Annotated in this window: 20 protein-coding genes; 5 read left to right on the forward strand and 15 right to left on the reverse strand. The window is 72.2% G+C overall.

Features of this window, described 5'->3' with window-relative positions; all coding sequences use genetic code 11:
- Window positions 1–3: 3 nt before the first annotated feature.
- Window positions 4–543, reverse strand: a complete 540-nt coding sequence (gene purE, locus N4G70_RS23635; protein ID WP_261714709.1) for a 5-(carboxyamino)imidazole ribonucleotide mutase — start codon at window positions 541–543, stop codon at window positions 4–6.
- Window positions 540–1679, reverse strand: coding sequence for a 5-(carboxyamino)imidazole ribonucleotide synthase (locus N4G70_RS23640; RefSeq protein WP_261714710.1), 1140 nt, complete (start codon window positions 1677–1679; stop codon window positions 540–542). Before N4G70_RS23640 ends, purE begins: the two co-directional genes overlap by 4 nt.
- Window positions 1680–1834: 155 nt before the next feature.
- Here N4G70_RS23640 and N4G70_RS23645 point away from each other — a divergent pair, with 155 nt between their 5' ends.
- The gene (locus tag N4G70_RS23645; protein WP_261714711.1) at window positions 1835–2338 is read left to right on the forward strand and encodes a GtrA family protein; all 504 of its coding nucleotides are present in this window, start codon (window positions 1835–1837) and stop codon (window positions 2336–2338) included.
- 42 nt (window positions 2339–2380) lie between these two features.
- On the opposite strand, the gene N4G70_RS23650 is transcribed toward N4G70_RS23645, so the two are convergent.
- Both N4G70_RS23650 and N4G70_RS23655 read right to left on the reverse strand, forming a co-directional pair.
- Complete coding sequence (locus N4G70_RS23650) at window positions 2381–3652, reverse strand: ATP-binding protein (protein WP_261714712.1); 1272 nt, start codon at window positions 3650–3652, stop codon at window positions 2381–2383.
- Between the two features lie 13 nt (window positions 3653–3665).
- Window positions 3666–4343, reverse strand: a complete 678-nt coding sequence (locus tag N4G70_RS23655; protein WP_261714713.1) for a response regulator transcription factor — start codon at window positions 4341–4343, stop codon at window positions 3666–3668.
- Window positions 4344–4811: 468 nt separating this feature from the next.
- Here N4G70_RS23655 and N4G70_RS23660 point away from each other — a divergent pair, with 468 nt between their 5' ends.
- Window positions 4812–6311: a peptide MFS transporter gene (locus N4G70_RS23660; protein WP_261714714.1), complete on the forward strand. Its 1500-nt coding sequence runs from the start codon at window positions 4812–4814 to the stop codon at window positions 6309–6311.
- Window positions 6312–6373: 62 nt separating this feature from the next.
- On the opposite strand, the gene N4G70_RS23665 is transcribed toward N4G70_RS23660, so the two are convergent.
- The 6 genes from N4G70_RS23665 to N4G70_RS23690 form a co-directional block, all read right to left on the reverse strand.
- Complete coding sequence (locus N4G70_RS23665; RefSeq protein WP_261714850.1) at window positions 6374–7789, reverse strand: hypothetical protein; 1416 nt, start codon at window positions 7787–7789, stop codon at window positions 6374–6376.
- Between the two features lie 14 nt (window positions 7790–7803).
- Window positions 7804–8871 carry a hypothetical protein gene (locus tag N4G70_RS23670; RefSeq protein WP_261714851.1) on the reverse strand — a complete coding sequence of 356 codons (1068 nt, stop codon included), beginning with the start codon at window positions 8869–8871 and terminating at the stop codon, window positions 7804–7806.
- Between the two features lie 65 nt (window positions 8872–8936).
- The gene (locus N4G70_RS23675) at window positions 8937–9875 is read right to left on the reverse strand and encodes a hypothetical protein (RefSeq protein ID WP_261714715.1); all 939 of its coding nucleotides are present in this window, start codon (window positions 9873–9875) and stop codon (window positions 8937–8939) included.
- 128 nt (window positions 9876–10003) lie between these two features.
- Window positions 10004–10702 carry a peptidase gene (locus N4G70_RS23680; RefSeq protein ID WP_261714716.1) on the reverse strand — a complete coding sequence of 233 codons (699 nt, stop codon included), beginning with the start codon at window positions 10700–10702 and terminating at the stop codon, window positions 10004–10006.
- A 220-nt stretch (window positions 10703–10922) separates the two neighbouring features.
- A complete protein-coding gene (locus N4G70_RS23685; RefSeq protein ID WP_261714717.1) occupies window positions 10923–11432 on the reverse strand; it encodes an ATP-binding protein in 510 nt (169 codons plus the stop codon).
- A gap of 83 nt (window positions 11433–11515) precedes the next feature.
- Window positions 11516–11884, reverse strand: a complete 369-nt coding sequence (locus N4G70_RS23690; protein WP_261714852.1) for an STAS domain-containing protein — start codon at window positions 11882–11884, stop codon at window positions 11516–11518.
- 247 nt (window positions 11885–12131) lie between these two features.
- On the opposite strand from N4G70_RS23690, the gene N4G70_RS23695 reads away from it, so the two are divergent.
- The 3 genes from N4G70_RS23695 to N4G70_RS23705 all read left to right on the forward strand — a co-directional run bounded on the left by N4G70_RS23695 (window position 12132) and on the right by N4G70_RS23705 (window position 16566).
- Complete coding sequence (locus tag N4G70_RS23695; protein WP_261714718.1) at window positions 12132–13034, forward strand: RNA polymerase sigma factor SigF; 903 nt, start codon at window positions 12132–12134, stop codon at window positions 13032–13034.
- Between the two features lie 144 nt (window positions 13035–13178).
- Entirely contained in the window at window positions 13179–14324 is a 1146-nt protein-coding gene (locus N4G70_RS23700) for a DegT/DnrJ/EryC1/StrS family aminotransferase (protein WP_261714853.1), read from the forward strand.
- Window positions 14325–14481: 157 nt separating this feature from the next.
- Window positions 14482–16566 carry a lipopolysaccharide biosynthesis protein gene (locus N4G70_RS23705; RefSeq protein ID WP_261714854.1) on the forward strand — a complete coding sequence of 695 codons (2085 nt, stop codon included), beginning with the start codon at window positions 14482–14484 and terminating at the stop codon, window positions 16564–16566.
- 22 nt (window positions 16567–16588) lie between these two features.
- On the opposite strand, the gene N4G70_RS23710 is transcribed toward N4G70_RS23705, so the two are convergent.
- The 5 genes from N4G70_RS23710 to N4G70_RS23730 form a co-directional block, all read right to left on the reverse strand.
- Complete coding sequence (locus N4G70_RS23710; RefSeq protein ID WP_261714719.1) at window positions 16589–16990, reverse strand: hypothetical protein; 402 nt, start codon at window positions 16988–16990, stop codon at window positions 16589–16591.
- Window positions 16991–17319: 329 nt separating this feature from the next.
- Window positions 17320–19554, reverse strand: coding sequence for a hypothetical protein (locus N4G70_RS23715; protein WP_261714720.1), 2235 nt, complete (start codon window positions 19552–19554; stop codon window positions 17320–17322).
- Between the two features lie 183 nt (window positions 19555–19737).
- The gene (locus tag N4G70_RS23720; RefSeq protein ID WP_261714721.1) at window positions 19738–20568 is read right to left on the reverse strand and encodes a polysaccharide deacetylase family protein; all 831 of its coding nucleotides are present in this window, start codon (window positions 20566–20568) and stop codon (window positions 19738–19740) included.
- Window positions 20565–21818 (reverse strand): glycosyltransferase family 2 protein, encoded by a 1254-nt coding sequence (locus N4G70_RS23725; RefSeq protein WP_261714855.1) that lies wholly within the window; start codon window positions 21816–21818, stop codon window positions 20565–20567. The genes N4G70_RS23720 and N4G70_RS23725 overlap by 4 nt, the downstream gene beginning before the upstream one ends.
- 262 nt (window positions 21819–22080) lie before the next feature.
- A complete protein-coding gene (locus N4G70_RS23730; RefSeq protein ID WP_399036665.1) occupies window positions 22081–23199 on the reverse strand; it encodes a GNAT family N-acetyltransferase in 1119 nt (372 codons plus the stop codon).
- Between the last annotated feature and the right edge of the window lie 322 nt (window positions 23200–23521).

Here is a 23521-nt window from a genome sequence, read left to right on the forward strand (position 1 = left end):
GAGTCACTTTCCGAATCCGAAGGCGCCCGAACCCTCGACCTTCGTCCGCAGCCGCTTGCCCTTCTCGGTGGCCTGGTCGTTCAGCTCCTGCTGGAACTCCCGCATGCGCGCGAGGAGTTCGGGGTCGTGGGTGGCCAGGATGCGGGCCGCGAGCAGGCCCGCGTTGCGCGCCCCGCCGACCGAGACGGTGGCCACCGGCACGCCCGCGGGCATCTGCACGATGGACAGGAGCGAGTCCATGCCGTCCAGGTACTTCAGCGGTACGGGTACGCCGATGACCGGGAGCGGGGTCACCGAGGCGAGCATGCCGGGCAGGTGGGCGGCGCCGCCCGCGCCCGCGATGATCGCCTTGAGGCCCCGGCCCGCGGCCTCCTCGCCGTACGCGATCATCTCGCGCGGCATCCGGTGCGCGGAGACGACGTCGACCTCGTAGCGGATCTCGAACTCGTCGAGTGCCTTGGCGGCGGCCTCCATGACCGGCCAGTCGGAGTCCGAGCCCATGACGATGCCGACGACGGGGCCGGGTGCGGCTGCGCTGCTCATTCGGTGATCGTTCCCCTGAGGTAGTCGGCTGCGTGGCGGGCCCGCTCGCGGACCTCCGCGAGATCGTCGCCATAGGTGTTGACGTGGCCCACCTTGCGTCCGGGCTTCACGTCCTTGCCATACATGTGGATCTTGAGCTGGGGGTCGCGGGCCATGCAGTGCAGGTACGCGTAGTACATGTCCGGGTAGTCGCCGCCGAGCACGTTGCACATCACGGTCCACTTCGACCGCGGGCGCGGGTCGCCCAGGGGAAGGTCGAGGACGGCGCGGACGTGGTTGGCGAACTGCGAGGTGATCGCGCCGTCCTGGGTCCAGTGGCCGGAGTTGTGCGGACGCATGGCCAGCTCGTTGACGAGGATGCGGCCGTCGCGGGTCTCGAAGAGCTCGACCGCGAGGTGGCCGACGACACCGAGCTCGGAGGCGATGCGCAGCGCGAGCTGCTGGGCCTCGCCCGCCAGCTCGTCGTCGAGGTCGGGGGCGGGGGCGATCACCGTGTCGCACACGCCGTCCACCTGGATCGACTCCACGACGGGGTACGCCACCGCCTGACCGTGCGGCGAGCGCACGACGTTGGCCGCCAGCTCCCGTACGAAGTCCACCTTCTCCTCGGCGAGGACGTCGACGCCCGCCTTGAAGGCGTCGGCCGCGTCCGCCTCGGAGCGTACGAACCACACGCCCTTGCCGTCGTAACCGCCGACGACCGTCTTGAGGATGACGGGATAGCCGTCGCCCTCGGCGGCGAACCGCGACACGTCGGCCGGGTCGGCCACGATGCGGTGGCGGGGGCAGGGGGCTCCGATCGCGCTCAGCCTGGCGCGCATCACCCCCTTGTCGTGGGCGTGCACCAACGCGTCGGGCCCCGGGCGCACGACGATGCCGTCCGCTTCCAGGGCCCGCAGGTGTTCGGTGGGCACGTGCTCGTGGTCGAAGGTGATCACGTCACAGCCGCGCGCGAAGTCACGCAGCGTGTCCAGGTCGCGATAGTCGCCGACGACGACCTCGCTCACCACCTGGGCCGCCGAGTCCTGCGGGGTGTCACTGAGGAGCTTGAATCTGATGCCGAGGGGGATGCCCGCCTCGTGGGTCATGCGGGCGAGCTGACCGCCGCCGACCATGCCGACTACCGGGAACGTCACGCCACCAGGATATCCGCCGTCCGGGCGAGCCCTCCAGGGCCCGGTCCCGACGGTGGATTCCCGGTGCCCAGGGGCACGGCCCGCGGGGGGTGGTTAGCATGGGCGGGTTGACTGGCACGAAAAGCACACCGAATCGGACGGGGCTGGCGATCACCATGAGTGCACAGGGCGCGTCGCCGTCGCGACTGCGACTGCTGGTACAGGAGGTCGCGAAGTTCGGCGCCGTGGGCGGCCTCGGGGTGCTCGTGAACATGGGCGCCTTCAACCTGCTGCGGCACGCCACCGAGCTCCAGGTGGTGCGGGCCAGTCTGCTCGCCACCGGGATCGCGATCGCCTTCAACTACGTGGGGTTCCGCTACTTCACCTACCGCGACCGCGAGAAGAGCGGCCGGGCCCGTGAGCTGACCCTGTTCCTGCTGTTCAGCGTGGTCGGCGCGGTGATCGAGAACGGCATCCTGTACGTCGCGACGTACGGCTTCGGCTGGAACAGCCCGTGGCAGAACAACTTCTTCAAGTTCCTCGGCATCGGGCTCGGCACCCTGTTCCGCTTCTGGTCCTACCGCACCTGGGTGTTCCGCGCGCTGCCCGCCCGGGAGGCGGTGCAGACGGCCGAATCGTTTCTCGACGACCCCCGGCCCGTCCTCCCCGCCAAGCGCTGACCCCGACCGCACCCACTGAGCGGCCCCGCTCCGGGGCCCGGCTCAGCGGATCGTGGCCGTACGCTCCGGCTCGCGGCGAGCACCCGCCTCACGGCTGAGGAAGAGCGCGAACACGGCCGGCTGCTGCTGGAGCATTTCGAGCCGGCCCCCGTCGGCCTCCGCGAGATCCCGGGCGACGGCGAGGCCGATGCCCGTGGAGTTGCGGCCGCTGATGGAGCGCTCGAAGATCCGCGCGCCCAGGTCGGGCGGCACCCCGGGGCCCTCGTCGGTGACCTCGACCACGGCCTGGTTGCCGGTGACCCGGGTGCGTACCGCGACCGTGCCGCCGCCGTGCATCAGCGAGTTCTCGATCAGCGCGGCCAGCACCTGGGCGACCGCGCCCGGGGTGCCGACCGCCTTCAGACCGGTCTTGCCGGAGCGCACGATGGCGCGGCCCGCGCTGCGATACGCCGGGCGCCACTCCTCCAGTTGCTGCTTGACGACCTCGTCGAGCGAGAACACCACGGCCGAACCGGTGCGCGGATCACGACTGTTGGTGAGAAGGCGCTCCACCACGTCGGTGAGCCGCTCGACCTGGGTGAGCGCGATCGTGGCCTCCTCCTTGACCGTGTCCAGGTCATCGGTGAGGGCGATCTCCTCCAGGCGCATGGAGAGCGCGGTCAGCGGGGTGCGCAACTGGTGCGAGGCGTCGGCCGCCAGGCGCCGCTCGGCGGTGAGCATCCGGCCGATCCGGTCGGCGGAGGAGTCCAGCACATCGGCGACCCGGTCCAGCTCGGGCACCCCGTACCGCTTGTGCCGCGGGCGGGGGTCGCCGGAGCCGAGCCGTTCGGCGGTCTCGGCGAGGTCGGTGAGCGGGGAGGCCAGCTTGTTGGCCTGGCGCACCGCGAGGAGCACCGCGGAGACGATGGCGAGCAGGGCGACCGCGCCGATGATCAGCAGGGTGCGCCCGACCTCCCTGGTGACCGTGGAGCGGTCCTCCTCGACCAGCACGGACTCGCCGCGCTCGCCGGTGGCGGTGCCCTTGATGACGGTGCCCTCGGGCCGTTCGCCCAGCTCCATCACCGGGCGGCCCGGGATGGCGATGCGGGCGTAGCGCTTGGGGTCGATCTGTTCGTTCAGGACCTGCGCGTTGATCGTCTCGTTGGCCAGGGTGCGGCTGTCGACGACGGAGACGAGCCGCAGCGCCTCGGAGTCGACGCTCTCCTGGGCGCTGCTGCTGATGGTCCGGGTCTCGACGATGACGAGGGAGACGCCGAAGACCGCGATCACCACGAGAACGACGGCGAGTGTGGAGTTGATCAGTCGACGGCGCATGTGCCCCGGTGCTCTAGCTCTTCTCGAAGCGGAAGCCGACTCCGCGGACGGTGGCGATGTAGCGGGGGTTGGCCGCGTCGTCGCCGAGCTTCTTGCGCAGCCACGAGATGTGCATGTCGAGCGTCTTGGTCGAGGACCACCAGGTGGTGTCCCAGACCTCGCGCATGAGCTGGTCGCGGGTCACGACCCGGCCCGCGTCCCGCACCAGGACCCGCAGCAGGTCGAACTCCTTGGCGGTGAGCTGGAGTTCCTCGTCGCCCATCCAGGCGCGGTGCGACTCGACGTCGATCCGTACGCCGTGGGTGGCGGGCTGGGGCACCGGCTCGGTGGCGCCGCGCCGCAGCAGCGCCCGGACCCGTGCGAGCAGTTCGGCGAGGCGGAAGGGCTTGGTGACGTAGTCGTCCGCGCCGGCGTCGAGGCCGACCACGGTGTCCACCTCGTCGGCGCGGGCGGTGAGCACGAGGATGGGGACGGTGTGTCCCTCGGCGCGCAGCCTCCGGGCGACTTCGAGGCCGTCCATGCCGGGAAGCCCCAGGTCGAGCACGACCAGGTCGGCGCCCCCCTGCAGTCCGGCGTCGAGGGCGGTCGGGCCGTCCTCGCGGACCTCGACCTCGTAACCCTCCCTGCGCAGGGCGCGGGCCAGTGGCTCCGAGATGGACGCGTCGTCCTCGGCGAGCAGTACACGGGTCATGGAGGTGATGGTAGTCCGCGGCGGCGACAATGCGTCAGGTGATCCACCCACCCTGCGGCTCTATGAGGGGATCTTGATCAACACCTTCGAATGGGGGTGATTGGTTCCAGGTATGCCTGTGATCCATCTCTCAAGTCCTTCCATATGCCACAGTCTGGTGACGTATGGTGTCCCAACGCCTATAGCACTACTCGGGGACCTTTGGCCTGCTTGGCGCGCCAAGGGTCTCTTTTCTGCACAGGGCCGGCTTTGCCAGTCTTGAGATCAGTGAATGACCTACGGGCCGGGCCCCAGCGCGAACGAGCGCACGGGGTGTGGATCCCGGTGTGGTCTGTCCTTCCCGCCTCCCCCACGGAGCCGGACCCCAAAGGCGTTGGGGGGACAGTCGCCATGCCGGTGCCGGCCTTCCCCCACCGGGCGCGACCCAACGCTCACGAAGCGCGCGTCCCGAGCAAGCAAGGATCGACCATGGCGTCCAGCCTGACGAAGGACTCCGCCAGTACCACTGGCACCGAGAAGACCTTCCTCGGCCACCCCCGCGGCCTGGCCAACCTCTTCATGACGGAGATGTGGGAGCGCTACAGCTTCTACGGCATGCGGGCCCTGCTCGTGCTCTACCTGGTCGCCCCGGCGTCCCAGGGCGGACTCGGGTTCAACATGGCCACGGCCACCGCGATCTACTCCGTGTACAACGCGATGGTGTACCTGCTCGCCCTGCCGGGCGGCTGGCTCGCCGACCGTGCCTGGGGTGCCCGCAGGACGGTGGCCATCGGCGGCACGATCATCATGATCGGCCACTTCCTCCTGGCCGTACCGGTGGAGATCTCGTTCTTCATCGGCCTCGCGGCCATCGCGCTCGGCTCCGGTCTCCTCAAGGCCAACATCTCCACGATGGTCGGCCACCTGTACCCGGACAAGAACGACCCGCGTCGCGACGGTGGCTTCACGGTCTTCTACATGGGCATCAACCTCGGTGCCTTCTTCGCGCCGCTGACGATCGGCACGGTCGGCCAGAAGGTCAACTGGCACTTCGGCTTCGCGCTCGCCGGTGTGGGCATGGCGCTGGGTCTGCTGTTCTTCTTCTTCGGTACCCGCCACATGTCGGCGGACAGCGACGTCGTCCCGACCCCGATGTCCGAGACCGAGCGCGCCGCGATCATCAAGAAGATCCTGATGTGGCTGGGCATCGCTGCCGTCGCCTACGCCGCCCTCGCGGTCTCGGGTCACTTCACGGTCGACTGGGCCATCTGGCCGCTGACCATCGCCGGCCTCGTCATCCCGGCCTGGTACCTGCTGCGCATCAAGCGCGACAAGGACCTCGACCAGGTCTCGCAGTCCCGCATGTCGGCGTACGTGTGGTTCTTCGTCGCCGCGGCCGCCTTCTGGGGCATCTACGACCAGACCGGCTCGACGCTCAGCGTGTTCGCGCAGGACAACACCTCGAACAGCCTGTTCGGTCTGAACTTCCCGTCGAGCTGGTTCCAGTCCCTGAACCCGCTGTACGTGATGGCCCTGGCCCCGCTCTTCGCCTGGCTCTGGGTGTACCTGAACAAGCGCCGCCAGGAGCCGAGCACGCTGTCGAAGTTCGCCTTCGGCCTCACGCTCATCGGCCTGTCGTTCTTCGTGATGATGCTGGCCCAGGCCGCCTCCTCCGGCGGCGTCAAGGTCACCCCGCTGTGGCTGTGCATGGTCTACCTGATCCAGACCGTCGGCGAGCTGACGCTCTCCCCGGTCGGCCTCTCCCTGACCACCAAGCTGGCGCCGGAGAAGTACGCCTCGCAGATGATGGGCGTCTGGTTCCTGGCCGTCACGGCCGGCGACTCGGTCATCGCCCTGCTCCAGCTCATCGGCGCGCCGACCGACTCCTCGTACTGGTTCGCCAGCCAGGGCGGCCTCGCCGTCCTCGCCGGTGTCGCGATCTTCATGTACCGCAGGAAGGTCCAGCCCCTCATGGGCGGCGTGCACTGACGCACCGCCTCGACACGTACGAGGGCCGCCGCACCGAAGGGTGCGGCGGCCCTCGGCCGTTTCTAGCGCGTGCCGCGCAGGCGCCTCCATGGGGTGAAGGTGAAGATCGCGCCGCCCAGCAGGAGCACCGTGCCCGCGACCAGGCCGAGGGCGCGCAGGGCGCCCGTGTCGCTCGCGCCGGTCTGGGCCAGGCCGCCGGAGGGCGAGGTGCCCGCCGCGCCGGACGTGCCGGTGGCCGAGCCGGAGGAGCCGCTGCCGCCCGACGCGCCGCCGGGCTGGGCCGCCGTGTCCAGTTCCAGGGAGACCGGCGCCGAGCCGGACACCTTGCAGGGGATGTGGATGGGCGAGCCGCCCAGGGTGACGTCGATCGACAGGTCGCCCGGGCTCAGTGTCGACTTGCCGGAGGCGCCCGGCTTGTAGGTGCCGGTCATGTCGGTGAGGCTCACCGGGGCGCCCGACTTGACCGGGTCGGGGTTGGCGGGGCCCGTGACGGCCACCGTGCCCTTGTCGGCGCCGCCGACGGCGACCTGCATGGACGGCTTGAGCGCGCCCGCCGGAAGGTCGGCGGGGCTGTTCATGACGCCCTTGGCCGTCTTGACGGTGAGGGCGTAACTCCCGCCGCTCTTCTTGGCGTTGATGGTCACCTTGGACTGGATGCTCGCCGGTCCTGGCGGCGTGCAGGCGAAGTTCACGGCGACCTCCTTGCCGGGGAAGTCGCTCTGGCCACCACTGCCGCCGGTGCTCCCACCGCTGGTGGTGCCGCCGCTCGTAGTGCCGCCGCCGGTGGTGCCGCCGGAGGTCGTGGACCCACCGGATGTGGTCGTGGACCCACCGGACGTGGTCGTGCCGCCCGATGTGCTCGTGCCGCCGGACGTGGACCCGCCCGAGGTCGTGGACCCGCCCGACGTCGTGGTGCCGCCGGAGGTCGTGGAGCCGCCCGTCGTGCCTCCGCCGTCCGTCACCTTGATCGTGGCGCCGGGCGAAACCGTCGCCTTGGGCGTGCACTTGGTGTCCGTCGACATGATCTGGTTGACGTTGATGTTGTACGCGTCCGGCGTCAGGGTGACGTCGCCCGCCTTGGTCAGCTTCAGTTTGGCCGTCATGTCCGAGAGGACCATCGGGCTGTTCTTGGGGATCGGCGGGTTCTGCCGGGGGCCCTTCACGGCGATGGCGGCGCTCTGCGCGCCCGCCGCCTTGAGGGTGCCGGTCGGCTGGACGACGTCCTTGTTGAGGTCGAGGACGTTCGGGTTGTTCGAGGCGGCCTGGGTGAACTTCCAGACGATGTCCACCTCGTCGCCCACCTTGGCCGTGGCGGGCGCGGTGATCTGCACCTTCGTCGTGCCCTCGACCGGCGGCAGACCGGAGATGGGCGGCGGTATGCACTCGGTGGCGTACGAGACTTCGGCTGCTTGTGCGGGACCTGCGGCCAGCATGATCCCCGCGCCGCCGAGCATCAGCGCGAGACCGGCCGCGCTCATCCTCCGTTGCGTGGTCACGGATTTCCCTTCGTCGTGGAACGGTGTGGACGGTTGGGGTGGTTCTCGGACGGTGCGGAGTCGGGGGCGAACCACGGCAGCGCGGCCGTGGTCCTGGGTGGGGCGTCGCCCTGGCCGGGGCCGGGTGCGGGGATCCGCGCGGTGCGCTCGTCCGGGGCGCGGACCCGCCGGGGCAGGCGCAGGGTCACCTCCGGAAGGCGTACGCCGCGGTGCCGGGCCGGGCCCGGGCGCCGCGGGCCGCGCGGGTCACGCGGGCGCAGCCGGTCGACGACGGCCATGCCGATGCGGAAGACGGCGGCGGGCACCACCAGGCAGAGCAGGATCCAGAAGAGGGTGACGCCCCAGGGGCGGTCCACCCCCCACGGCTCGGTGGCCAGCAGCTTCTTCGCGTACCGCAGCGAGACCTGGTAGTCGCCGTGGGCGCCCGGGGACAGCTCGAAGTCGAGCTTGATCTCGGCCTTCTGGCCGGGGCCGATGGTGCCCTTCCACTGGCGTTCCTCCCACTGCGGGGCGAACACGCCGTGGGCGGTGCCGAGTTCGAAGACGGGGTCCTTGACGGGGGCCGCACCGAGGTTGCCGACGGTGAAGACCAGGGTGCGGGCGGGCGGCGCGCCGAACCAGGTCAGCAGGGAGCCGCTGCCGTCCAGGTGCGGCTCGGCGAGCACGGCGAGCCTGCCCTCGCCCGCCTCGGTGGGCAGCGGTGCCACCGGATGCCCGGTGATCCTCAACTCGCTGTCCACCAGAGCCTGTTCGCCCTGGACGGTGGCCACATGGACGACGCAGGGGCAGGGCTTGGGCGGCGGCGCGGCCGGCAGGACCTTGCTGAAGGAGCCCTTGGCGTCGGTGGTGACGGCCTGACCGTCCGCGTTGGCGCAGGAGTTGGTGCCGCCGATGACGCCGTGGTCGGGGTCGGACTGGCCGCACACGAGCAGCATGAGCAGCGCGCCGGGCCGCCAGCCCTGGCCGGTGACGGTGACGTCGGCGCCCTTGGCCGCCTCGGTCGTGGAGAGCTTGACGGAGGGCCTGGCTTTGCCGGCGTCGGCGTGCGCGAGCCCGGACGCCATCGGCACGAGCAGGGCGAGGAGGGCGATCAGCGGCAGGGCGAGGGACGCGCCCCTCGGACATGACTTCACTGAGAGGCTCCTGTCTGCGCCAACTCGCGTTCCACTACGGGTACTTGGGCCGGCTCTTCCGGCCTCCGACGGCGGCGCCGGACCAGCAGCGGGACGGTGCTCATGCCGCCCAGGAGCACGGCCCCCGCCCCGGCCACCGCGCCCCACGGCACGAAGGTCGCGCTCGCCCTCGCGGTGGAGCGGGCGCCCCCGCCCGCGTCGACATCGAGGCGGACGGCGACCCGGTCGAGGGCGGGCGGATCCCGCCACGGTTCGGTCAGCTCGACGCGCTGACCCGGCAGGAGCTCGACGGGCAGTTGCCGGGCGGGACGAGCGAGCACACGGCCGAACACGCCGTCGGCGCGCACCGCGAGGCGCGGCGTCAGCGCGGTGTTGCCCCGGTTGACCAGGGCGTACCGGATGAGTTCGCGGCCCTTGTCGACGCGTACGGACTCGACGGTCAGCGCGCTCAACGTCGGCCCCGACACGCGCAGTTGGAGGCGGACGCCGACCTCGCGGCCGCTCGCCGAGGCGACGAGGGCCGCGGGGTGGTCGCCGGGCTGGGCCCCGGAAGGCACGGTGACCGCGAACGGCACATCGGCGCGGGTGTGCGGCGGGATCCGCACCTCGGGCGCGGCCAGCGCGATCCAGGGGTCGGGCTTCTCGCGCACGGCGAAGTCCCCGTTGGCCGCGTTGTAGGCGGCGGCGCCCCGGAGCTTCACGGTGAGGGGTGCCTCGGTGGGGTTGCTCAGCGAGACCGTGTCCTCCAGGGTCGTGCCGGGCGCGCCCTCCAGATAGAAAGAGGGCCTGCCGTCGGCGCTGGGGCGGGTCCCGCCGCCGGATGCGGGCGCGGCGGTCCACTCCCCGCTCGCCGGCGGCGCGGCCTGCGCGGCGGGCGCCGAGAGCGCGCACAGCAGCAGGGCCGTGGCCGGCAGGGCCAGGCGGATCGGACGCATCGGCGGCTCCTCGGTGCGAGGGGGCTTTGCTGCGGGCGTACGTGTTCCGTGCGGGCACAGGTGCGCGCATTGCGGGCGTACGTCCTCGATCGCGGGCGCATGTCTTCCCCGCGGGCGGTACGGGGAGGTCAGGTCCGCTGGTGGCGCCTGGTCAGCCAGAGCACTCCGGCCGCGCCGACCAGGACGACGGTGCCGCCGAGGGTGCCCAGCGCCACGACCGAGTCGAGGGGGCCCGTCTTGGGCAGCGCGGCCGGCCCGCCGCCGCCCGTACCGCCCGAACCGCCCGTACCGCCTGAGCCGGTGGCTCCGCCCGAGCCGCCCGCCCCGGTGACGTTCAACTCCAGGGAGGGGCCGGGGTTGTTGCCCGCGGTGCAGGTCGTGGTGGTGCCGAGCGCCTTGATGGTGAGGACGCCCGCGGTGAAGGTGACCTTGCCGTCGCCCTTGGGCACATAGGTACCCGACAAGTCGCTGATTTTGATGGGGGTGTTGGCGGGTATCTCCGCGGTGTTGGCCGGGCCCTTGACCGCGAGGACGCCCTTGTCGGCGCCGCCGAGGTTGATCACGGCACTGGGGCTCATCGCGCCCGCGCCGAGCGCGACCGGGCTGGAGGAGACGCCCTTCTGGAAGGTCATGGTCACCTGGTACGAACTGCCGCTCTTGACCGCCTTGATGTCGATGGGCGACACGGCACTCTTCGCGCCGATCGGCGTCTGGCAGTTGTAGTTGACGTCCACGACGGACGCCTGGGCCGCCGGCGCGGTGATCAGCACCACCGAGCCCGCCACCGCCGTCGCCAGCGCGAGAGCTGTCCTCTTCTGGTACGACACCTCGAGTTCCCCTTATGCCGGTGGAGCCGGAGGCCGCCACGTTACTGACGGCACATCAGATCGGGCGCTCAAGGTACGCCGGGGACCGTGACGAGGGAAGACAAAGAACAGGGTCGGATCGAGGTCCGGACACGCCTGTGGGCCGGCGGTCCGAACCGCCGGTCACCATGAACAGGAGTGACGCGGGTGCCGCCTGGGGGGCGGGCGGGTGCGACTACGGCTACGCCGGTGCCGCGAGCTCCGCCCAGACCGTCTTGCCGGTCGCCCCCGGCGTGCGCACCACGCCCCAGTCGAGGCACAGCCGCTGCACGATGAACATGCCGTGCCCTCCGGGGCGCCCGGCGCGGTGCGGAGTGCGGGGTGCGGGCTGGCCCGCGCCCAGGTCGCTCACCTCGAGACGGAGAACCTTCGCCGTGCGCGAGACCCGCAGACCCTCGGGGCCCTCGGCGTGCAGACAGGCATTGGTGACCAGCTCGGAGACGACGAGCAGCACGTCCTCGCAGGCGGCGCGGCCTTCCGCGGTGGCCGCCGGCAGCCAGCCCCAGTCATAGAGGGCCTGCCTGGTGAAGTCGCGGGCCATCGGAACGATGCCGGTCTCCCCGGACAGCGCGAGAACGCGGGCGGACACGACAGAGTTCGTGCCGTCGGAATCCGACGGCACGGCGCCAGGCCCTGCGCCGTGGGACTCGGGCCCACGGTCGCCCGGAGCCTGTTCCCGGGTGGTGCTCATCAGCGCTTCACCTCACCGATTCGCCAACGTCTTCAGTCTGCTCTCCTGCCCGGACGAATCGGGGTCAGTCACACAGATCGGGGTCAGTCACAGAGAGCCGTGTCGAGCGAGTCATGCACGGTGAAGACCGCCTCGGCCCCGGTGATCTCAAAGACGCGCGCCACTACGGGCTGCATCGCCACCAGGTGGACCGCGCCGCCGACCTCTTCCGCCTTGAGGCGGGCGCCGAGCAGCACGTTGAGTCCGGTGGAATCACAGAATTCCAGCTCCGAGCAGTCCACGACCAGCCGGGTGCGCCCCTGGGCGATGGCCTCCTCCAGGGGTTCCCTGAGCAGATCCGCGGTGTGGTGATCCAACTCACCCGCGGGTGTCAGAACCTCACTGAGGCCAACGGTCCGGACTCCGACCCGGAGCCGGCCCCGATTCGTGCTGCCGACCGTGCCGCGGTCCATGCCGTCCCTCTTCGCCGATTCGTCGTAACTTCCCAAGAACACTACGCCTTCCCTACGTCATCCGGAAGCCGAACATCACACCAAAGCGGACATATACCAACAAAAAAGCCTTGCGGGAGCCTACTTAAAGCGGGTAGGGGTAGTAGTGACAGCTATTTCAACACGACCGGCCACGGAGGCGCCGCACACCGCGGACAACATGTATGGGCATCGGCAGCCATATGCCGAGAACGATGGAGGAGACCCCATGTCACCCCGGCTCGACGAATCGTACGCGGATACGTCGATCAAGCAGGACCCGCAGGACATCCGCCCCCCACACGCACGATCGCACGAAACAGAGGGACTTGAGGGCCTTCCCGAGATCCCGCCCTTCACCGAGGTCGGTCCCGTCGACGCACGGGCGCTGTCGAAGACGCTGTTCGCCCGTCTCGACACCCTCGAAGAGGGCACCCACGAACACGCCTACGTACGCAACACCCTCGTCGAACTGAACCTCGCCCTGGTCAAGTTCGCCGCGTCGCGCTTCCGCACCCGCAGCGAGCCGATGGAGGACATCATCCAGGTCGGCACCATCGGCCTGATCAAGGCGATCGACCGGTTCGAGTTCGACCGCGGTGTGGAATTCCCCACCTTCGCGATGCCGACCATCGTCGGCGAGATCAAGCGCTTCTTCCGCGACACCTCCTGGTCGGTGCGGGTCCCGCGCAGACTCCAGGAGCTCCGCCTGGACCTCGCCAAGGCGGGCGACGAACTCGCCCAGCAGCTGGACCGCTCGGCCACGGTGGGCGAGCTCGCCGAACGCCTCGGCATCACCAAGGAAGAAGTCGTCGAAGGCATGGCGGCGAGCAACGCGTACACCGCGAGCTCGCTGGACGCGCAGCCCGAGGAGGACGACTCCGAAGGCTCGCTCAACAACCGCATCGGCTACGAGGACCACGACCTCGAAGGCGTCGAGTACATCGAGTCGCTGAAGCCGCTGATCGCCGAACTGCCCGCGCGCGACAAGAAGATCCTGTCGCTGCGCTTCGTCGCCAACATGACGCAGTCCGAGATCGGCGAGGAGCTCGGCATCTCCCAGATGCACGTCTCCCGGCTGCTCTCGCGCACCCTGTGCAAGCTCCGCAAGGGGCTGACGCTCGACGAGTGAGCACACGCGTCCGAAGGGTCCGTACCGTCGGGGTACGGACCCTTTCGCGTGGTTGACGCGGTGATGCGGCCTAGGTCACATTGAGCGCTGGGGATGCGCGGGGTCTGGGGGGACTTCATGGCGTACGAACATCTCGAAGCGCCGATGCGTGAACGGCTGGGGCGCGAGTGCCTCTATGTACCGTCCGGCCGGCTCGGCCTCTACATCGCGCTCAGACACTGGTGCCCGCCGGGCGGCCGGGTGCTCATGTCCCCGGTCAACGACGACGTCATCTTCTTCGTGGTGCTCGCGGCCGGCCTCCGACCGGTGCAGGCGCCGCTCGACCCGCGCGACGGCTCCCTCGACCCGGCCGCCGTACCGGAAGCCCTCTGGCCCGAGCTGTCCGCCGTGCTCACCACCAATCTGTACGGCAACCCCGATCCGGCGCCCGAACTGGCCGCCCGCTGCGCCCTGTTGGGGATCCCGCTCATCGAGGACGCGGCCCATGCCATCGGCAGCGAGACGGGCGGGCGCAAGGTCGGCACCTTCGGCCGGGCCGCCGTCTTCAGCCTCTCCAAGCACACCGCCGCCCGGGCCGGCGGCTTCCTCGCGATCGACGACCCGGGCCTGCGCGACGCCCTCACCAAGACCCGCGACACGCTCCTCGCGCCCCGCAGCTCCCGCGCCGAACTCGCCTACTGGGCACGGCCGTACGCGGAGGCCGCCGTACGCGGGCTGCGTCTGGCGCCCACCGCGTGGGCGGTGCTCCGCCTGCTCGGACAGCGGGAGCGCGACGACATCCGTATGCCGCTGCGCCCCGCTGAACTGCACCGCGCCGTCGGCGTCGCGCCGAACCTGGCGGCCTTCCACTCCTGGGCCCGGGTCGATCTGCACGACTACCGGGCGACCCCCGGGCGGGGCCGGCTCGCCCGGATCGCACGGAAGGTGAGCCGCCTCGACGCCGTCCTCGACGCCCACCGCCGGGGCGCCGGGCGGCTGCTCGCCACCGAGTGGGCGCGGCCCGGCCCCGGACCCGTCCAGCCGCTGTTCCGGGTGCCGCTGCTCGTCGAGGACCGCGACGCTGCCCGCGCGGCGCTCGCCCGGGAGCGGATCACGGTGGGCCATCTGTACGACCCCCCGCTCGACGACTACGCGGGCGAGGACTTCACCGAACCCTCGCCCGCCCCCGAGGGCGCCCGCTGGTTCGCCCGACACGCGCTGCCCGTCGACCCGCTGAAGGCGGCGCGCACCATCGCGGTGCTGCGCGCGGCGGGCGTCCGGCCCGCGAGGGGCGGCCCCGCCGGTGTCTGACACGGCCAGATCCGGGATCGAGGGGCTCGCCGCGGCGCCCTCCGACCGGGCCGCCGCGGACGGCCCCCCGGCCCCGGGCCACGGCGCCGTCGACGGGAGCCGTGGCGGGCGCGGCGGCGAGGGCAGGGGTGGCGGTGACGCCGGGGGCGGTGACTCGATGTTCCGCAACGCCTACGCCCTCATGCTGTCCACCGCCGTCTCGGCCGCCCTCGGCCTCGGCTTCTGGCTGGTCGCGGCCCGCTACTACAGCGAGGAGGCGGTCGGGCAGGGCTCGGCGGCCATCGCCGCGATGAAGCTGCTCGCCTCGATCACCGCCACCACCATGATCGGCGCGGTGGTCCGCTACATACCCCGGGCCGGCCGCTCGACCGGGATGCTGGTGCGCCGCGCCTATGTGGCCAGCACCGTGGTGGTGACGGTGGCCTGCGTCGGCTTCCTCTTCACGCTGCCGCTGTGGGGGCCCTCGTACGCTCCGCTGTCCGGACCCGCCGCCGGGGCGGTCTTCACGGTGTCGTCGGTGGCCTGGGCGATCCTGACGCTCCAGGACGGTGTCCTGACCGGTCTGCGCAAGGCGATCTGGGTTCCGGTCGGCAACGCCGTCTTCTCGCTCGGCAAACTGCTCCTGCTCGCGGTGTTCTCGGTGCTCACGCTGGGCGTCTTCATCTCCTGGGCGGCGGCGACGGCGCTGTCCGTCGTGCCGCTCGGATGGCTGGTCTTCCGCAGGCTCATCCCGGCCCAGGCCGCCGCCGACCGCGACCGGCCGGTGCCCGGGATGCGCGAGATCGGCCGCTTCCTGGCCGGGGACTCGGTCGGCGCGCTGTTCTCGCTCGCCATGATCAACCTGCTCCCGGTCATGGTGGCGGTGCGCTTCCCGGCCGAGCAGAACGGCTTCTTCTTCATCGCGTACACGGTCGGCGGGACCATGGAGTTCATGGCCGTCAACATGGCCTCCTCGCTCACCGCGCACTCCTCCCACAGCCCGGACAAGCTCGCCGACGGGGTGCGCGGGGCGCTGCGCAGGATGGCACTGCTGCTGATCCCGGTGGTGCTGTTCCTGCTCGTGTTCGCCCGCCAGATCCTCGCCCCCTTCGGCGGGGACTACGCCGAACACGGCACGCTGGTCCTGCGGTTGCTGGCCGCGGCCGCGATCCCCCGGGTCGCCGTGGAGCTGTACATCGGGGTGCTGCGCGTCCAGGGCCGCACCGGCATGCTGGCCATCCTCCAGGGCGCGATGTGCGCCCTGGTCCTGGGCGGCGCGGCGGTGCTGCTCGGCGCGTACGGCATCTCCGGCGCGGGCTGGGCCCAGCTCTGCGCGATGACGGTGATGGCGCTGTGCTGCGTACCCGGCCTGCGCGGCGCGCTCGCGGGGCGCGCCACCGTCCGCGCGTCCCGCACGCCTAAGTCGGCGGATTACGGGACCAGTTGGGCCCTCAGGGCGCAGGAGGCGCGGAGCGAGGAGGCCCGGGAGTACGGCACGCGCTGGGCGACCCAGACCGCGTATCTGCGCGGCGGCATGGACACCGCGACGCCCGCGCTCGGCATCCCCGTGTACGTTCCCGGCGCCGCCGCCCTCCCGGACCAGGGCTCGGCCACCACTCTTTCCCTGCGGCTGCCGCCCGGCCCGGCGGCCCGCGAGAGCGACGAGTCGTTCCTGACGACCGTCCTGTGGCTGCTGCTCGGGCTCGCGGCCGGCCTGTTCTGGGTGCCCCTGTCGCGCGCCGCGGACCCGCACGGCGGCGACCTCGACGGCACCGGTCTGCTGCGCGCCCTGCCGCCGGTGAGCCTGACGGCCGGGGTCCTGCTCATCGTGGTGTGCAGCGGGGCGGTGTCGCTGTACCGGCCGTGTCCGGGGCTTCTCGCGGCGGGCCTGTGCGTGACGGTGGCCGCGCTGCACACCGCGCCGGTCATTCTGGGCGTACCCCCCGACCCGCTGTCGGGCCCGTGGCACGCCCCGCTGACCCGCTTCCTCGCCGAGACCGCGGGCCTGGCCACGCCCGAGGCCGTGGAGCGCTGGCTGCCGCCGGTACTGCAGGTGCTCTGCCTGGCTCTGGTGACGGTGGCGCTGCGCGCGCTGGGGGCGCACTGGCGCGTCACCGCGGTCGCGGTCTGGACCCTGGCGGTCAGCGCCTGGGCCGCGCAGCACGCGTTCGCGGGGGTGGGGGTGCCGGTGTTCGTGGGCTTGTGCGGGGTGACGGGGGGTGCGGTGGGTTGCCGGGGGCGGCGGGGTCGGGGGCGGGGGTGACGGGCCGGCCCTATGCGCCGGTTCAGCCACGGGGATCGGTTCTGGGCCGCTTCGTCCGCTCGGCGGCGCCTCGGGTCGCGGCCGGCAGGGGCAGCCCGGGGAAGGCGCAGGCGACGGTGGAGAAGGCAGCCAGCGAGACGAGGAAGGCGGTCGTCGAGAAGCCGTGCACGAGAAAGAGGCAGGTGGACACGAGGGCGTCCAGCGACAGGCTCAGGGGGGCCGCCAGGGCGAGGGCCTCCAGGCGGGCGCCGGGGCGCAGGGTGGGGGGCTGCGGGTAGAGCAGGGCGGAGCCGGGGCCGAGGGTGGTGAAGAGGAGTACGGGGATCCAGCGGGCTGGGCTCGGGGCGGGTAGCGCGGTGCCGGCGAGGGCGGCCCAGCCTGAGATCGCCACGGCGGCTCTGGTCCAGTTCTGGGTGGGGCTCATGGTGACCTCCCGGTCGTGGGTGTCGCGTCTACGCCGTACGTGGCCGGTCGCGCAGTTCCCCCGCGCCCCTCAACCCTCTCGACCCTGCGGGCCGTGCTCGCTTTTCGCGCAGTTCCCCGCGCCCCCTGAAAACCCCCTCTCGGCTGCGGACCGTGCCCGCGTCTCGCGCAGTTCCCCGCGCCCCCAAAAACCTGCCTCCGTCCGCGAACCGTGCCCGCTTCTCGCGCAGTTCCCCGCGCCCCTAACCCCGCTCGATCCTGCGGACCGTGCCCGCTACTCGCGCAGTTCCCCGCGCCCCTCAACCCTCTCGACCCTGCGGACCGTGGTCGCTACTCGCGCAGTTCCCCGCGCCCCTGGCGGGGTCGGTGCTGGCCCGCATCGGGGCATTTCAGCCCGTCATGGGGGTCCCCCCTGGCCCTTAAGGCCTTGGGGGAGATTGAGGACGAGCGCCCTTCAGGCGCGAACGGGGGTGCAGGGGGCGGAGCCCCCGCCCGAGGGTGCTGGGGCACCTTCAGCCCGTCCGGCGATTGAGGACGAGCGCCGTTCAGGCGCGATACGGGGTCTGGGGCGGAGCCCCAGGAGGGCCGGAACCAGCCAACCCGTTGCACGGGCGGGTGGGTGGGCGAGGGGCCCGGGGGCTGGGGCGGAGCCCCAGGGGGTGGGGGGACGTATTGGAGGACGGTTCCGTAGCGGGAGCGGTCGAGCACCCGGAACCGGGGGGACGCCTCGAGCTTCGTCCTGAGCTCGGCGAAGCCCCCCGCCGGCAACAACCCCTCCCCCGCCGTATAGACGTCCTGCGTCCGCGTGAGGACGAAGTACACCGGCCGCCCGTCCCGCGGCAGCCCCGGCTCCAGATATCCCACCGGATCCCGCAGCATGATCGCGTTCTGCGGCTCCTCCTGTTCCGCCACGTACCAGTGCTCCAACTGGTCGTAGCGGCGCAGCGCCTGGGGGAAGGAGCCGGTGACGGCCAGGATCATCGAGCCCCGGGGCGCGGTGTCCAGGATCTTGGTCACCATCGCCGTCTCGGCGGGCGGGGTGTAGTACATCCGCTCCTTGCCGTAGTACGCGGGCACGAATCCGGCGACGAGCAGGACGAGCACCAGCGGCAGCGCGACGGCCGCGGCCCGCCGCCGCGCAACGGAGCCGGCCCGCCCGCGCCGCCCGCCCACTCCCGCCGGCACCAGCGCTGCCGCGGCGAAGAACGCCGCGCCGGGCAGCCCGAACAGATAGACCCGGAAGAGCATTTCGCCGCCGTAGTCGTTGACGGCGAACAGCGGGACCGGCGCCACCGAGACCAGGAGCAGCGGCAGCGCGCTCCTGGTCAGCCGGCGCCGCAGGACGACCGCGACCGCGGCGAGCGCCGCGACCACCAGGACCATCACGATGTCGGCCCGGCCCTGCACCACGGGCCCGGGGCCGGTGAGTTCACCGGCGTACCCGGCCCGGGAGTTGTTGAGGAGGTTGCCCACGGACTCCTTCAGGGAGGCGAGCGTCTCCACGAACAGAGGGCGGCCCATCGTGACGTCCCAGATCAGCATGATCACGGCGGTGACGACGAGCAGCCCCGGGTTGCGGTAGCGCCGGGTCAGATTGAGCGCGAGCAGGGCGACGCACAGCATCACCGGGGTGAGCTGGTGGGTGAAGTTGATGGCGGCGATCAGCGGGGCCAGGATCACGACGCAGACGGCCCGCTGACGCCTGGTGGTGGGCGGCGGAACGGTGGCCGCCGCCGGGTCGAGGTGGGCCCGCGAGCGCAGTCCGCCCGCGGCCCGGGGGCGTACGAAATGGCGGAACACCACGGCGAGCACCGACAGGTCCAGGATCAGCGCCAAGCCCTGCGGCGAGAAGTAGTCCTGGCCGACCCAGTTGGCGACCTCGAAGATCCACACCCCGGTCCACACCAGGCGCCAGTCCTCGGCGAAGGTGCGGTAGATCAGCACGAGTACCGGGATGAGGACGACGCCGTAGAACAGCGGGGCCCAGTTGAGGTACGAGGTCGCGGCGTCCACGCCGAAGGCGCGCACCAGGCCCGCGTTGAGGGTGAAGAAGCCGGGCCACTGATCGTACGCCGCCATGTTGCCGGAGAGCGGCACGTCCGGCCGCAGTTCCTGGTTGGCCAGCAGATGGCTGACCACCGCGTCGTGCTTGGACGCCCACGGGTAGCGCACCGAGTCGTACAGGATCGCGGGGGGTGCCTTGAGGGCGAACAGCAGCGCGATGCCGTAGAGGCCCGGCCACCAGGGCGCGGTACCCGCCCGCCGCAGACTGACGACGAAGCCCCCGGTCAGCACGGCGAGGGAGAGGTAGAAGGCGGCGGGCAGCCGGTCGATCAGGCCCCAGTCCCCCATGTGCCGGTAGTCGATGTGCCCCAGTGCGTACGTCCACAGTGCGGTCGCCGCCGCCAACGGGAGCCAGGTGAAGAGGACTTGAGGGGACATCAGATGGGCCAGGCGCAGGCTTTCGCGGGCTCTCGACCGGCCGCCCGCCGCTTGTTCCCCGGCCGCGTCCTCGGGGGCCCGTAGCGCACTGCCCCCGGCCGGCGTCGGCACACGTTGCTGCACAGTGCGACTCCCCCCGCCAATGTGGTCGCGGCCGTCACGCCGCCGTCCCCGGCTGTCTCCCGACGATCCCGCGAAGGTGCCGCCGACGTCTCCCGAATACCGGCTAAAGGTTCCCCGCGCGGCCTCTTGGGGCGAAAGAGACGTACAGGAACGCTCCTTCGTCGCCCCCGCCGCGCCGGGCCGTCACCCGGCGAAGACGGGGCCCTTCACCCAGGCCCTGGTCCGCCGGTAGAACCGCCAACCCACCGTCCGGGGCGCGTCGTTGTATGGGGCGGCCCGCGCGCCCTCCCCCCGCATCCACGCCGCGACGTCGGCGAGCGTGTGGCGGCGGCGCACGATGAGCCGGGCGATGCGGTACGACTCGTCGCGCTCCGAGCTGAACGCGTGCCGCACCGCGGCGCCCGTCGCATAGCCCGCGGCCCGCGCGGCCCTGCGCACGGCCGGGCTGTTGTAGCCGTGTGGGTAGGCGAGGTGGCGGATCCGGTGCCCCAGCGCGTCCTCCAACTCGGCCTTGGACTGGGTGAGTTCACGTCGCAGGGCGGCCCCCGCGAGGGTGTCGAGCTGGGGGTGCGAGACGGTGTGCCCGCCCACCTCGATCCCGTACTCCTCCAGGATCCGCGCCTGGCCCAGGGGCATCATCGGCGCGGGCGGCAGCAGGCTCCGCCCCCGGGGCGTGATCGCACCGGTGGTGAGATAGGCGGTGGCGGGCAGGGCGCGGGCGGCGAGCGCCTCGGCGGTACGGCCCGGCAGGTCGGCGAAGCCGTCGTCGAAGGTGAGCACGACCGGCCGGGGCGGCAGCGGAGCCGTTCCCGCGAAGTGGGCGGCGAGCGCGCCGACGGTCACCGGCGTACGCCCGCTGTCGCGTATCACGTCGAGCTGGGCCGCGAACTGCCGTGGTGTGACGGTGAATTCGGCGATCCAGCGGGGCGGCTCGTCCATCACCGCGTGGTACAGCAGCACCGGGATGCGGGATGCCGCGGCGCTCCTGGCGCCGCCTTCCGTGACGGTGCTCATCGCGCCGTCTCCCACGGCGGCCGGTGGCCGCGCACCCGGCGCCGGGCGCGCAGATAGCCGAGCGGCCCGTACAGCATGCCCCTGCGCTCCAGGCGGGACAGCGAGCGCGGCCAGGGGTGGCTCCGCGAGCCGTGCTCGCCGGGCACGGACGGGGACCCGTCGGCGCGGTGGGCGCTGATCGCGAGCGCGTGCGCGAGACCGCGCGGCACCCGGGCCAGCAGGGCGGGCAGCAGCGCCGGGCGGCGGGCGATGATCGCGGTGAGGTAGGCGGTGAGCCCGGCGCCGTATCCGTACGCCTGGTTCTCCAGGTCCCGCCAGGTCTCGCGGTGGTGGTGCCACACCAGCGCCTCGGGCGTGTAGCTGAGGCGGTGGCCCGCGACGACGATCCGGGCGAAGGCGTACAGGTCGTCGCCGCCCCTCGCCGGGGTTCCGGTGCCGGTCGCCGGGTCGAAGCCGCCGACCGCGCGCAGGGCGGCCGCGCGGAAGGCCATGTTGGCCCCGGAGCCGAAGCGGCCCGCGGTGAAGGGGAACAGCGGCTCGTCGGCCGGGGGTCTGCGCGGGTCGAAGTGGCGGGGCGCGAAGCCCTTGGTGAAGCCGCCGTGGCTCTCCAGGAGGATCTGCGCGGGCGTGGTGAGCCGGGCGGGCAGGATCAGGCCGGTGACACAGCCCAGCTCGGCGTCGCCCGCGAAGGGCGCGGCCAGCGCGGACAGCCAGCGCCGGTCGGCGATCACGTCGTCGTCGGTGAACGCGAGGATCTCGCCCCGCGCGGCCGCGACGCCCCGGTTGTGGGCGGCGGCCAGGCCCGGCACGGGCTCGGCGACGTAGCGGACACCGAGCGCGGCGTAGTGCCGCTCGACGAGTGCGCGGGTCTGGTCGGTGACGGGGTTGTTGTCGACGACGAGGATCTCGTAGTCGGGGTGGTCCTGTTCGAGCAACGAGTCCAGTGCGCGGGCGAGTTGACCGGCCCGCTCCCTCGTGGCCACGACGACGCTCGTGCGCGGCGGAACCGGCGCGGGCGCGGGTGCCTCGGCGGGCACCAACCCGGTGAGCTGTGCGCGGGCCGCGCCCGCGAGCACCTCGGCCGCGTCGTCACCCTGCCCGATCCGTCCGAGCACCGTCCCGACCGGCCGCCCTCGCAGCCTGACCAGGACGTACGCCTCGCCGGGCCCGATCGGCGGGCCGCCCGGCGCGGGCCGCAGGGACAGCACGCCCCCGTCGAGCCCGTCGAGATCCAGCTCTCCTACGCCGATGCCCTGTCCGCCACCCCGCCCCGCATTCCGTTCGCCGCCCTGCCCGCTGCCGGGCCCGATGCCCTGCCCGGCACCCCGCCCCGCATTCCGTTCGCCGCCCTGCCCGATGTCGGGCCCGATGCCCTGCCCGGCACCCCGCCGTCTCGCGAGGCTCCCGGCCTGCGGCGGCTTCGCTGTGTGTGAGGTCCGCTTCGACACTGTGTTTCCCCCGTGCTCCCTGTCCCGTGGAGGCCTCGACGGCCGGGCCGCCCCGCGCGGGCCGCTACTTTCCGGTGGGCTGCCCGCCGGTGCGGGGCCGGCCCTCGCGCGACCAGCCGTCGCGCACCCGCCCCGCCCGCTTGAGACCGCGCTGCGCGAACGCGGCGAGCCTCGGCCGTTCCCGTACGAAGCCGTGGGCGCGGCGGGAGGGTTCCCGGCCGATCCAGTGCAGCACCGCGCCCGCGCCGGGCCGCGTGTACGCCCCCTCGTACACCGGGATCTCGCCGGTCTTCAGCGCGTCCTTGTACTCGGCGGCCCCCCGGCCGAGGTCCAGCGTCCCGATGCCCGCCGCGGCCGCCGCCTCGGCCATGCGCAGATGCATCACCAGGCCCGGCGAGTACTTCGCGAACTCCGGGTCGTACGCCGGGAACCAGCAGGCCAGGAGCGTGCGCGAGCGCAGTCCGAAGTGCGCGGCGACCGGCCGGCCTCCCGCGTACAGCACGGAGAGCACCCCCGAGCAGCCGGGCGCGCGGGTGTGGGCGAGCTGGTGCACCAGGGAGGCGATCCAGTCCTTGGCGAACCGATCGCGGCGCCCGGTGCGGCGGTACTGCGCCGACTTCCACTCCATGAGCCGGGCCAGCGCCGCCGGGTCCCGCTCGTCGAAGACGAACCGGACCTCCCCGGCCTGCCGGCCGAGCCTGCGTTCCTTGGCGGTGGTGGTCCTGAGGAACTTCGGCGACCGCAGGCGAAGGGCCGCCTCGTACGCCGCGTACCCCGCCCCGACATCGATCACGAAGGAGGCGTACTCGGCGGCCGCGTCCGGCACGAACAGCGACTGCCCGGCCTCCAGATTGTCGAACTCCCACGCCGACAGTCCGCAGCGACGCATCAACTCACCTCTGGCGAGCGCGAGTTGATGCGACCCGATCACGCCCTGCCGGTCCGATACACCGAACCCGATGGCACGGCCCCGCCCCAACGCGCCCCTCTCGTACGGGAAGAACCCGGCGGGCTCCCCTCCGTCGTACAGGACGGCCACCCGCGCCGAGGAGCGCACCCGGCCGACCGCCAGGGTGAACTCCGGCTCCATGAAAGGGTTCTCCGGCGTTTGAGCCTTCGCCCGCAGCTCCCGCCAGATCTCCAGATGCCCGGCGCTCAGATCGCCGGGCCGCACCACCCGGATCCGGCCCGCCGCCCCCTCGACGCCGCCCCTGGCGCGCGGACTTCGCAGACTGCCCACTTCGACCCCCCGGTCTCCCCCGAGCCCCGCTGAACCTGGACGGTACCGGTCGATTTCGCCCGACGGTAGGTACGGCGGCGCGGTTTGTGACCGTCCGGTGAAGCTCGGGACGGCATCGTCATGCCGGGCCTTTCCCGGTGCGGCGACGGCGGGGGCGGACGGGCCGGACGGGGCCCGGAGGGGCGGGTGGGTCGGACGGGCTGGACGGGGCCCGGAGGGGCGGGTGGGGGCGCCCCGCGCGAGCTCATGAGCTCCTCGTGAGCTA

The organism is Streptomyces sp. ASQP_92, from assembly GCF_025399895.1.
GTDB lineage: Bacteria > Actinomycetota > Actinomycetes > Streptomycetales > Streptomycetaceae > Streptomyces.